9 protein-coding genes and 2 pseudogenes are annotated in these 11,999 nt (G+C 47.6%); 5 read left to right on the top strand and 6 right to left on the bottom strand.

Annotated features, from left to right (window positions below; all coding sequences use genetic code 11):
• Both ACTHUE_RS05475 and ACTHUE_RS05470 read right to left on the bottom strand, forming a co-directional pair.
• Positions 1 to 281, bottom strand: a pseudogene (locus tag ACTHUE_RS05475) (hypothetical protein); the annotation flags it as partial.
• A gap of 29 nt (positions 282 to 310) precedes the next feature.
• Positions 311 to 1,281, bottom strand: a pseudogene (locus ACTHUE_RS05470) (hemagglutinin repeat-containing protein); the annotation flags it as partial.
• A gap of 571 nt (positions 1,282 to 1,852) precedes the next feature.
• On the opposite strand from ACTHUE_RS05470, the gene cah reads away from it, so the two are divergent.
• The 5 genes from cah (at position 1,853) to ACTHUE_RS05445 (ending at position 8,876) form a co-directional block, all read left to right on the top strand.
• A complete protein-coding gene (gene cah, locus ACTHUE_RS05465) occupies positions 1,853 to 2,611 on the top strand; it encodes a carbonic anhydrase (protein ID WP_070460650.1) in 759 nt (252 codons plus the stop codon).
• Between the two features lie 316 nt (positions 2,612 to 2,927).
• Entirely contained in the window at positions 2,928 to 3,344 is a 417-nt protein-coding gene (locus tag ACTHUE_RS05460; protein WP_225905474.1) for a hypothetical protein, read from the top strand.
• Positions 3,345 to 3,490: 146 nt separating this feature from the next.
• Entirely contained in the window at positions 3,491 to 6,043 is a 2,553-nt protein-coding gene (locus tag ACTHUE_RS05455) for a DUF4132 domain-containing protein (protein ID WP_440423096.1), read from the top strand.
• 165 nt (positions 6,044 to 6,208) lie between these two features.
• Positions 6,209 to 8,152, top strand: coding sequence for a PEP/pyruvate-binding domain-containing protein (locus tag ACTHUE_RS05450; RefSeq protein WP_440423094.1), 1,944 nt, complete (start codon positions 6,209 to 6,211; stop codon positions 8,150 to 8,152).
• 88 nt (positions 8,153 to 8,240) lie between these two features.
• The gene (locus tag ACTHUE_RS05445; RefSeq protein WP_440423092.1) at positions 8,241 to 8,876 is read left to right on the top strand and encodes a histidine phosphatase family protein; all 636 of its coding nucleotides are present in this window, start codon (positions 8,241 to 8,243) and stop codon (positions 8,874 to 8,876) included.
• Between the two features lie 265 nt (positions 8,877 to 9,141).
• On the opposite strand, the gene ACTHUE_RS05440 is transcribed toward ACTHUE_RS05445, so the two are convergent.
• From ACTHUE_RS05440 to ACTHUE_RS05425, 4 genes are all read right to left on the bottom strand, one after another.
• Entirely contained in the window at positions 9,142 to 10,353 is a 1,212-nt protein-coding gene (locus tag ACTHUE_RS05440) for an NADH:flavin oxidoreductase/NADH oxidase family protein (protein ID WP_440423090.1), read from the bottom strand.
• A 74-nt stretch (positions 10,354 to 10,427) separates the two neighbouring features.
• Complete coding sequence (locus tag ACTHUE_RS05435; protein WP_070512429.1) at positions 10,428 to 10,739, bottom strand: ArsR/SmtB family transcription factor; 312 nt, start codon at positions 10,737 to 10,739, stop codon at positions 10,428 to 10,430.
• Between the two features lie 267 nt (positions 10,740 to 11,006).
• The gene (locus ACTHUE_RS05430; protein WP_007241657.1) at positions 11,007 to 11,342 is read right to left on the bottom strand and encodes a thioredoxin family protein; all 336 of its coding nucleotides are present in this window, start codon (positions 11,340 to 11,342) and stop codon (positions 11,007 to 11,009) included.
• Between the two features lie 92 nt (positions 11,343 to 11,434).
• Positions 11,435 to 11,935 carry an OsmC family protein gene (locus tag ACTHUE_RS05425; RefSeq protein ID WP_440403027.1) on the bottom strand — a complete coding sequence of 167 codons (501 nt, stop codon included), beginning with the start codon at positions 11,933 to 11,935 and terminating at the stop codon, positions 11,435 to 11,437.
• Positions 11,936 to 11,999 lie beyond the last annotated feature (64 nt).

The following is an 11,999-nucleotide window of genomic DNA, read 5'->3' as shown; positions in this document are numbered from 1 at the left end:
GAACATATATTACATAATTCCAGAGAATTATATTTATCTATATCAAATATTTGCTCTCCAAAATCTAAACCATTGTTTCCACCTGCATAATACTTCTCTTCAAAGGATGATTTCAAACTATTAAAAACTGTATTTAGTGTAAAATATCCATATGGGCATATCTTAGGATATATATTCTCTCCTATTATTATCTGAATTTTTCCATAAATAAAACCATTACATTCAGAGTTTTTTTCCCATAAAATCCCAAATTTTCTTGTTGAATCCATAATAATATTCATATAAATCCTTATTTTAATAACTTATTCTTTTATTGCTCGGGGTATGCTTTTTTAATTCCTGCTTTTTGTTGACTTGTTAAGGACAAGGGATTCTTCTTATCGGATGTAGAACCAGCCCAATGCCAAGGTTCATTTTTCCTATCGCCCCCATATAACGATGAATATGTCCTTTATCATCAATTGCAAATCGCTGTTTACCAATTTGTACTGAACTTTCAATTAATTGAACTGAATTCTTTGGCTCAATACCAGCATCAAACTTAAACCCTAACTGACCAGGAGTATGTTTAGGATTAGATTTATAAGTAGTTTCACTAATCGTTTTATCTGGATTTTTAATTTTTATTGAGATAGCTTGAGGGACAGGTATAGAAGACCCTGCCCCCTGTCCTTTAGACGTACCAAAATCATTCTTTTGATGACTCTTCGACGCCAATGCCGTATCCGGAATCCTGTCCCCCTTCGCAACATTGCCATTTGCAGGAATACGGATATTCCCGACCCCTGACAATAATGGATCGCTGCCGGTAACGGCCGGCTTGATGTTTTTCAGGTTGCCAACTCCCGCAATAATCGGGGCTTTTATCCTCGGATTGGGGTTGACAAAGCTCATCAGCCAGTCGGCAACGTTCAGCGCAAGCTCTTCGTTTTTCCGCTCTTCCTGCCTGATTTTGGTGTCTTTTGTCCCGCTGTGCAGCCAGGTCAGGTTACGGTATTCGGGTTTGTCCTGTCGGCGGTATTCCTCAAACAGCTTCGGATCGTTGTAGGCTTGCGGATTTCTTGCGCCGTAGTCGCGGTAGTCCCAAGTATAACCCAAGGCTTTGTCTTCGCCTTTCATTCCGATAAGGGATATGACGCTTTGATCGGTATAGCCGTCTTGGGAACCTTTGTCCACCCAGCGCAGTATCTGCCTGCGGATTCTCATCGCGGCTTCTTGGCTGCTGATTTTTCTGCCTTCGCGTTTTTCAACTTCGCGCTTGAGATCATTGGCATATTTGTCGAACTAAGTTTGATTGGGCGGTTTCAGTGCATAAGGTGATGCAGGCTACTTTTTCTGATTGCTGTGGCAACTTGTCGAAAGAAAGGACGTCTGAAACGTTTTTTCTTTTTTCAGACGGCCTCTTAGCTCAAACCTTGAGAACCGCATACGTGCGTTTCTCACACATCCTTGTTGAGTTTAGGTTGCATATGGGCTACGGCTTGCTAGTGGTGGGAAAGCAAGGGCAGCAAAGAATGCGGGCTGCACAAATAACCCTTGTCAGGCAAGGCAAAAAGGTCGTCTGAAAAAACCTGAATTTAGTTTTTCAGACGACCTTTTTCATGAGTCGGCTTCCTTAAATTTTTAAGGTGTGAAAAACGGAAGTTTTCTATTTCAAATTATTATCAATTTTCTAAACGATAATATCGTTTGGAAAAAAATGAATTCGCTTTAACTTCATAGCCTTAAATTAATTACCCAAAGAAGGCTTGACCTGACGATTTAATGTGGCTATGGTTTAATAAAAAATAACAATATCCCACATGCACACCGCAATGCTTTTTTCCCTCCTCCTTATAGAAAGGATATTGCAATGCCCTGCTTGACCCGTACGTTGCCTCGTCTGACTGTCTTCCTGCTGTCCACCTTCGCGGCATTCTCCGCAGCTGCACACGGAAACCACACACATTGGGGTTACACCGGACACGACTCCCCCGAAAGCTGGGGTGAGCTTTCTGAAGAGTTCCGTTTATGCTCTACAGGCAAAAACCAATCCCCCGTCAACATTACCGAAACCGTCTCCGGCAGACTGCCCGCCATCAAAGTCGATTACAAGCCGAGCGCGGTTAACGTGGAAAACAACGGCCACACCATCCAAGTCAACTACCCCGAAGGCGGCAATACCCTCAGCGTGAACGGTCGCACCTACACCCTGAAACAATTCCATTTCCACGTACCCAGTGAAAACCAAATCAAAGGCCGCACCTTCCCAATGGAAGCCCACTTCGTCCACTTGGACGAAAACCGCCAGCCTTTGGTATTGGCAGTATTGTACGAACCCGGCAAAACCAACGACCGCCTGGCTCCGATATGGAACGTGATGCCGATGAAAGAAGGAAAGGTAAACCTCGACAAAGCCTTCGACGCCAGCACCCTGTTGCCGAAACGGCTGAAATACTACCGCTTTGCCGGTTCGCTGACCACACCGCCGTGCAGCGAAGGCGTATCGTGGCTGCTGTTGAAAACCTACGACCACATCGATCAGGCGCAGGCAGAAAAATTCACCCGCGCCATCGGCTCGCATAACAACCGCCCCGTCCAGCCGCTTAACGCGCGCGTTGTCATCGAATAAACAGTAAAGCCATAAATGAAAAGGTCGTCTGAAAACCTAAATTTGGTTTTTCAGACGACCTTTTTTCGCTCTTCATCACAATATTTCCTGAACAAAGTCATCTGCTTGAGTTTCAACTCAAGTCGAGACCTTTGCAAAATTCCCATGAAAAGATTTGGGGAATTTTGCAAAGGTCTCACAAAGTTCCTACAGAACTAAAATGTAAAGGGCAACCTGCACTCGCATCTATCAATGTAAAGGCTGCTTTGTTTTCAGCCTGTCTGAAACGATCAAAAAACAGTATGATTTGTCTGTTTTATGTTTGGAGGAGTCATCCATGATCGCAGCTACCATCACGATCCAAGACCAAAATCTCGCCGGCAAAGTATTGCATGAGCTGTTTTTAAAATTTAGAACCAAGCACATCAGCGCGGCGGATCTGATTGCCGAACGCGTGCGGCAGGAAGTTGCAGCCTACAACAACCGCGCCGCCGATGTCCTCTTACGCCACAGCCTCGTTATCCCCACCGATCTCGGCGACATCGTGATTCGGGAAACGCACGGCAAAAAAGGCACGCACCCGCAACCTGTGGACGTGGAAAAGCAAATCGCCGTCGCTTTGAAAGCTTTTGAGCAAAATTCGTTTTTCATCCTTGCCGACAATCGCCAACTGGAAACGCTGGACGATATGGTGTGCCTGCATGACGGGCTGGTCGTCAATTTCATCAAACTCACGCCGCTAGTAGGCGGATAAGCAGCCTGAAAACCGCCGCGCAACGCTACCTCACCTTTGTAGAAGATGCCCCATACAGCCTGAATAGTGCGGACAAGAAAACCCTTACCGACGTTATCCACCTTTGCAGCGAAATAACCAACACATTGATACGCAAGGACAGTCCTATGAGCCAAAACCAAACCGTGCAGATTTCCGACAGCCACCGTGCCAAGTTCAATCAGCTTCTCAACACACTGGAAAAAGAATGGCTCCAAAGCCGTTCACACGAATACGACACGATAAACCTGAAGCTCTGCCCTAGTTTTGCCGAAGTGGAGAAAGCCGCACCCGGATACCGCGTCGATTTGCTGATCCACTGCATTGATTTGATACGCGGCTGGGGACGGAATAAAATTTTTAAAAACAAAGGCGAGGACAGGATACACAATTACGGCACCATCCGTGTAGCAGTAGCGATGGCTCTGGCGCGTAAAACGTTGCCGATGACGGAGCAGGATGTGCAGCGTATTTTTGCCGCCATGCTTGACGATAACGGGCTGTCCAAGCGGGAGGCAGATTACTATCCACTCAAATATCTGATAAACCAAATCAAAAAACAGTTTCCAAATCCGAGCGAAACGCTTTCAGACGGCCTGAAAAACGCCTGCGACCGTTACCGCGTCTTTGCGGAAAACCTATGGGACAAGAAAGCCGCTACCGCCAACCTTGCCGCCCTGGCAGAACTGGCAGGCGGTTCCGCCGAAGCCTGTTTTCCCGCCCAAGACGACGAGTTTGCCCGATACGCCAATCCGCAACTTGCTGCTCTGCCGCCCGAACAGCAGAACGTATGGAGCAAAATCATTGCGCTTGCCCTATCCGCCAATGCGGGCAAGCCGAGCGAAAAATACCTGAAAGAAGCCAAAACGCTGATTGACACATTGGGTGCGGACAGGTTCAAAAAAATGCTGCACGACTGGATAGAATTTGTCTGCGGCAGCGAAGTGCAGACCGAAACTGTCACCCACAGAGCATACAGCTACGACACCCATGTCCTGCCCGTTTGCAGCATCAACCAAACCGTGCTCAAAGGGCTGGTATGGATGTGCAGCCATTTCCACGACAGTGCCACCCTGTCCGCCCTTACCCAACTTGCGCTGCATTCATACGAAAAAATCCCCAATCTCGGGGCGCGCTATGCTTCCATAGGCAACGCCTGCTTCTATGCGCTGTTCCGCTCCAAAGGGCTGGACGGCATCGCCAGCCTCTCTCGCCTGCGCCTTCGGATTAAGTTCAGCAACGCGCAGAACGCGATTGCCAACTATCTGGACGAAGCCGCTGCGCAGCGGGGTGTATCCCGCAACGAAATCGAAGACATGGCGGTGGACGATTTCGGCTTGCAGAAAGGCTGCCGAGACTACGACTTCGGCGGCTACACCTGCCGTCTGGCGGTTACGGGCATAGGCAAGTCCGAACTGCGCTGGTTCAAACCCGACGGCTCGCCGCAGAAAACCGTACCCACCTTCGTGAAAACCGACCATGCCGACAAACTGAAAAAGCTCAAAGCCACACAAAAAAACCTCAACACCACGCTCACAGCCCAACGCGACCGCTTGGACCAGATGATGCGCTCCGAACACCGCGTACCGCTGGAACACGCCGAACAGTATTACTGGCAACACGGACTGATGTCCTGCCTCACGCGCTCATTAATATGGCAGTTTTTCCGTGATGAAAACGATACGCAGGGCAAATCCGCGCTGTGGTTGGACGGAACATGGGTGGACGAAACGGGGGAGCAAACCGATGTTTCAGACTGCCTGCAAGTCAGCTTGTGGCATCCCGCGCTTGCCACGCAGCAAAGCATCGCCCAGTGGCGCAAACTGCTGCAGGACAAAGAAATCCGCCAGCCGCTGAAACAGGCATACCGTGAAATCTATCTGCTCACCGAAGCCGAAATCAACACCAAAACATACAGCAACCGTTTTGCCGCCCACATCCTGAAACAACACCAATACATGACGCTTGCCAAAGGACGCGGCTGGAGGGGCTCACTGGCAGGCGCGTGGGATGGCGGCGACGACGCAACCGTCTCGCTGGAATTGCCCGAATACAACCTGCTCGCCCAATTTTGGGCAAACGCAGTGGATAGCGAAGAAGCATGGACGGAAAGCGGTATCTGGCAGTATGTCAGTACCGACCAAGTGCGCTTTCACCGGTTGGACGACGATTACCATGCCACCGTGCTGGACTTAATTGATATCCCGCCGCGCGTGTTTTCCGAAGTATTGCGCGACGTCGATTTGTTTGTCGGCGTGGCAAGCGTGGGCAACGACCCGACTTGGGAAGATAACGGCGGAGAGGCACGTTTTTACAGCTACTGGCAGAGCTATTCCTTCGGCGATTTGGGCGAAGTGGCCAAAACCCGCAAAGCCGTACTGGAAACCCTGCTGCCGCGCCTGAAAATCGCCAAGGTTGCCCACATAGACGGCAACTTCCTCATCGTACAGGGCAAGTTGCGTACCTACAAAATCCACATCGGCAGCAGCAACATCCTGATGCTGCCGGACGACCAATACCTCTGCATTGTACCCGACAGCCGCAAAAAAGACGCATCCGACAAACTGTTTATCCCGTTTGAGGGCGACAACACGCTCTCGGTCGTCCTCTCCAAAGCCATGCTGCTGGCGGAAGACGACAAGATTACCGACAGCACGATTACCTCGCAGATTCAGCGGTAAATTGGGACAGCCTGAAAAACGCAAATGCCTCCATCCTTGCGGTTTCAGGCTGTTTGGGAACACAAGACGCGTAGGCAGCACATGTCCTACCTACGGAAAGAACACAATACATATTTTTACCATAAATATATTGCTTTTCATCTGATTTAGATAACCGACAACATCATGAAACCTGCTTTTTACCTCCCAATATTGTTTTTACTTTCAGCGTGCCGTCCTGAAGCTGAAACAGCCGATACGGCTGCACCAACGGCACGTAAGCCTTCTTATTACGAGTCTGAAAAGCGTCAAACTGCAGTCACTCCAGTTAAAACACAAATTCCTGCATTATCTGTAATCAAAAGCCAAGCCGATTTTGACTTGCTTTCGCGTATTTATGAGCAAGGGAGCGAATATGAAATTCCTCACATCCTTTTCCTTATCGATCGCGAAGACGATGGCCGTACCGACTACATCAATACTCCCAAATTTCGGCTACATGAACGCTATTTAGCTACTATCTTGAAATCCATGCTGTCAAAAACTGAATTGAATCAACAATACCGTAGTCCTAATCGGCGTTATCTGTTTGGTACTATTAGTTGGCAGAATAGTACTCAGGAATATGTTTATGAGTTTTGGGAAGGAGACAAAATCACGCCTGAATTGTTGAGATTGGCGGCAGGCCGTCTGAAAGACAGTTTCTACGCTCCGTTGCGTTATAAAACCAATTCTTTATGGCAGGAAACCGTTGCCGAGCAAAGTAAAGTTCCTTTTATTACCCAAGAAAGTTTGATTAAAAATTTCCCCTACCTGCCTCTAAACCAAGGTAAAGCGATAGGTATATTACGCGTTATTGCCAAAGAAGATGATCTTTATAATGTCGGCGCCGACGATATTATTATTTTGAAAGAGGTTCCCCTAGAGTTGCCTCCTGTGGCAGGGATTATCAGTGAAAAACCATCTACTGCACTATCGCATGTGAATGTATTGGCACGCGGTTGGGGGATTCCCAATATTTACCTTAAAGACGCAGAAAAAATCCTAGCCCCGTATATTGGCCGTCGTATCGAATTTGAAGCGACTGCTAAACAATACCGAATTGTCCAAACCAACCGGAACACTACCAGTAAAAGCTTTTCAGACGGCCTTACCCTGCCCCAACCTGATGTTTCCGATTATGGCCTTAGGGCTTTGGCAAACCTGCGCCGTGATGACAGCCGTTACTGCGGCAGTAAGGCTGCCAACCTCGGCCATATCCGTGCCCATATTGCAGGCAGCAACGTTCCTGACGGATTCTGCATTCCGTTTGCCTACTATCAAGCCATGATGGTTAGGCTGGGTATTAATGCAACAATACTGGCACAAATCGAAACGCAAAGTGATGGAGACAACCGCAAGCGCCGCACTGCTTTACTCACACTGCAGAAAAAAATTACCGATGCCGAAATCCCGTCAGAATGGAAGCGCAGATGGGCTGAGCAATGGCGCAATCAATTAAACAGCAAAGGCGTGTTTGTCCGCAGCTCCTCTAATTCCGAAGACCTGCCCAATTTCAGCGGCGCAGGGCTGTACACCACCGTGCCAAATGTTACCGATGAAAACGCGTTGGCCGAAGCAGTGAAGCAATCTTGGGCCTCCGTTTTCAATTACAGCGCATACGAAGCCCGCCGTATTGCCGGACTGCCTCACGATAGCGTGAAAATGAGTGTCTTCGTACAACAAAGCATCAATGCAGATCTCTCCGGTGTGTTGGTTACCATCAATCCTTATGATACTGCTCAGAAAAACAGCGCCTACATTGCCGCCAAACACGGGTTGGGTATTCGTGTCGTTGAGGGCAAACGGGTAGCCGAACAGGTAGTCTATAACCGTCGCAATGATTCTGTACAACGTCTCAGCTCCTCTAATGAAACCACAGCGTTGCAACTAGATAAAAATGGTGGAGTACGCGAGGTGCCTGTAACCAGTGGCAATGTAATGAATCAAGAACAAATACGTCACCTTGACCAAACCGGCCAACAAATCAAACAGCTATTTGCTAATGGTGAGCAGGACATCGAATGGGCGTTTGACAATGGTAAGCTTGTCATCCTCCAGGCACGACCTTATCTAAACGGCACACGTTAAAGTAAAAAGGCCGTCTGAAATTATCGTTTCAGACGGCCTTTGCATCATGAATTAGTTATACCCTATACTTCCCGTTCTCCAAGGAACTATGATGTCAAAACAACTCACTTTTTATTTTATTCGCCATGGCCGTACCCAATGGAACGAACAGGGGCTTTTGCAGGGATCAGGCAATTCACCACTGACCGAACAAGGAATTACAGGAGCTCTAAAAGCCAGCGTAGCGCTACAACAAGTAGAATTTACCGCTGCTTATTCCAGTATTTTACAACGTGCCATTGATACGGCTGGCCATATTATCGGCCAGCGTCCCATCCCTCTTTTTCAGCACTGTGGACTAAATGAGCAATCTTTTGGAAGTTGGGAAGGTATGCAGATCGATGACTTGCGGAAGCTAACCGAATTCAAACAACTGACCAATGACCCGGCAGCTTATAAAGCATTAAGCAATGGTGGCGAAACCTTTGAACAATTAGCAGTACGTGCAATGGCCGCCCTTTACGATATCATTAAGGTACATCAATCGGGAGCCAATATTTTAGTGGTATCGCATGGCCATACCTTGCGGCTTTTATTGTCTTTATTAGGCGGAGCGACTTGGGAAAACCATCGTGATGAGGGTAAATCCGTGTCATTATTGAATACTTCGATCAGTATTGTGAAATACGATAGTGAAAGCGGTTTTCATATTGAGCAGCTTAACGATGTGGCTCATTTACAATGATCACAATCTATTACCTAATTCACACATCGACACACTGTTAGCGCAAGCCCCAATACGCTCGTTTTAAATCTACTCATTATTTTTTATTTTAAATCTCAACTAAAACAAGGTCTTTTCTGTATTAATGTCTTTATCGTAAATTCTAAAAAACCGTTTGAACTTAAAGATTCAAATGGTTTTCTTAGTATCAACTTATTTATATTCATACTTTTAAATACGGTTAAATTTTAAAATTTAATCCTCCTTCAAATCCCTGCTTACCCTATCAAGATCTGCCAGTATTTAAACCGACTTTGCCATTTTCCCACAAAGTTTTCAGTAAAACTTTCCATGCTGACAATTTGGGATCAGGCTGTTTACCTTGGCCAATTAAGTCCATTTGCGTCATATACCAGTTCATTTCCAACATTGCACCTGCTTTTTTATCAACAAATGCTACGTCAGTTTTGATGCGGTCGGTTTGTACGGTTTGGTAAGTGCCGTTTTGCATTTTGTTTGCCAAATCAGGGAATAAGGCAAACGGGCGGGCGACGCCGACTAAATCCAAATGGCCGCTGGAGAGTGCGTCTTCCATGGCGGTTTGCGAACGGAAGCCGCCGGTGATAATCAGTGGAACTTGGCTGACTGCACGGGCTTTTTCGGCGTAATCGATGAAGAAGGCTTCGCGTTTTCGGGTGCTGTCTTTGGCGGCGAGCATTTGCGGGCTTTCGTAGTTACCACCGGAAACTTCAATAAAATCAATGCCCATTTTCGACAGTTTTTGTACCACTTGCACCGATTCGCTTTCATCAAAACCGCCTTTTTGGAAATCCGCCGAATTGAGTTTTACGCCAACCAAGAAATCTTTACCCACAGCGGCACTAATAGCAGTGTAGATTTCCAAAAGGAAGCGCATACGGTTTTCCAAGCTGCCGCCCCATTGGTCTTGGCGGCGGTTGTGGTGCGGCGAGAGGAATTGGCTGATGAGATAGCCGTGCGCGGCGTGAATTTGTACGCCTGAGAAGCCTGCTTGTTCGGCGATTTTCGCGGTTTGTACGAATTGCTGAATCAGCCCGTTGATTTCATCGGCAGTCAATTCGCGCGGCGGATTGATAAAGCCATCCATGCCCACCAACGGCACGGCGCTCGGTGCAAGCGGCGTTTTATTGACCACCGCAGGCGACTGTTTGCCCGCATGATTGATTTGCATGATGAGTAATGTGTCATTCTGTGTGCCAGCTTTCGCCCATTTTTTCAGCATCTCAAGGCTGCGGCTGTCTGAAATCACCACATCGTTTATTGAACCTTTGCCGCTTTCGGCGACCATCACATTGCCCGTAACTAAAACGCCCGCACCGCCTTTTGCCCAAGTGCCGTAGAGGCGGACAAGTTTTTCAGACGGCTGGTCGTTTTGGGCAAGTTGCTCTTCCATGGCGGATTTGAAGATACGGTTTTTAGCGGTTTTGCCGTTTTGAAAAGTGAATGGCGTGAATAACATAATTCTTTCCTTTAAGTTGATAAGTTTAAAAATGTAAACGCATTTGGGTAAAAATAAAGGGTTAATGGATAACCCTATTTTGAAAGTGGGCAATTTTGTGCCATCAAATCTGCAAGCTGTTTCAACCTCGCCACCGCATCCGCCATGGCAATACTGTAAAACCGCTCTTTGCCGACCTGTTCCACTGCCACCGCTCCGGCTTGCAGCATGATTTTTAAATGGTGCGACACCGCAGGGCGCGACAGATGCAGATGCTCGGTCAGCTCATTCACATTCATCCTGCCGTGTTCCCACAGCACGCGCAGGATTTGATGGCGGTTTTCATCACTCAACACGGTAAAAATGGGAATGCACTCGCGCATTAAATTCATCGTTTGTTGTGGCATATTCGGCTTCTTGAGTTTATATGTTTAAAAACTTGAACGCATCTTATTAGGAAAGATGGAGAATGTCAAAGGGAATTTTTAGAAGATGGTTTTAGTGTACAAATCACAGCGTTTCATCAATCATTATCTCAGTCTGCAAGCCGTTTCAGACGACCTTTTTCGTAATAAAGAGCGGTCAAATTTTTAAGTGTTTTGCAAATCATCTTAAAAACTTGACCACTTGCATCATTATCAAGACCGCAGCCGTCTGAAACATTGATAGACCGGTTACTGATGTCCGCTTTCTGCTATTTTTGTCCATTTTGCCAATGTCTGCTTCATCTGTGCCTGAGGGATGAAGCGGGCCATCCGTTCTACTTCCTTGCCTTGATAAAACAGCAGCCATGCAGGTGCGGTCAGCACGTGGAAACGCCCGGCCATTTCGGGTATTTCAGCAATATCGGCTTTTACGGCATACACATTTCCTTCCACCGCCAAAGCTGAGTCAAGCTGGGCGGCCACGACCGTACAAACACCGCAGATTGGGGCTTTGATGTACAGTGATACTAAAGGGTGTGTGGCGATGGCCTGTTCGATGTCTTTCAGAGTGTGCAGTTGTTGCATGTCATGTACTCCTTTGAGCGATTAAGCACGTTTCAAGTTGTCTAGAAAAGGGGCTTTCAACGAAATGAAAACAAGAAAACGGTTTGAGTCGTCTAGATTTTTTCCACAACCACTTTTGCCCGCGCTTTCAGGCTGTTCAACACTGGGGAGGTGGCGGCTGAGCGGTCGGCGAAATTTTGCAGGGTAGGAAGGTCGGCGTCGGCTTTTACTTTTACGGTTAGCACCAGATTATCCAGTCCGCCGTAGCCATCTTCCATGCCAAACAGTTTGGCCATGTCGATACCGCCGCTTGCGGATATTTCAAACTGTTCCAGTTTCACGCCTGCCTGTGCTGCTTGCAACTCGAAACCTATGGAGCAGCAGCCTGCCGCAGCGCCGATCAGGTATTCCATCGGATTTGGGGCGGCGTTTTCACCGCCCATGTTTTTCGGTTCGTCTGTGGTAAAGGCAGGGAAGCGGCGCACGGAGATTTCGTTCTTCGTGCCGGATACCCAGCGCGAATCGGCGCGTAATGTTGCCTTGCCTTTTGTATGGTCGTTTTCAACCGCTGCCATGGTAGTTCGGAAACGTTCGATATCTAACCCGTTAATCATGTTTTGTCCTTTCATATGATGAATTGCAGATGGTTTTTCGCTACACTTACACGCCCATTTTCCA

This window comes from Neisseria sp. P0021.S005 (assembly GCF_051956955.1).
The sequence above is the reverse complement of the archived record's forward strand: the minus strand, read 5'-3'. Positions and strand labels throughout refer to the sequence as shown.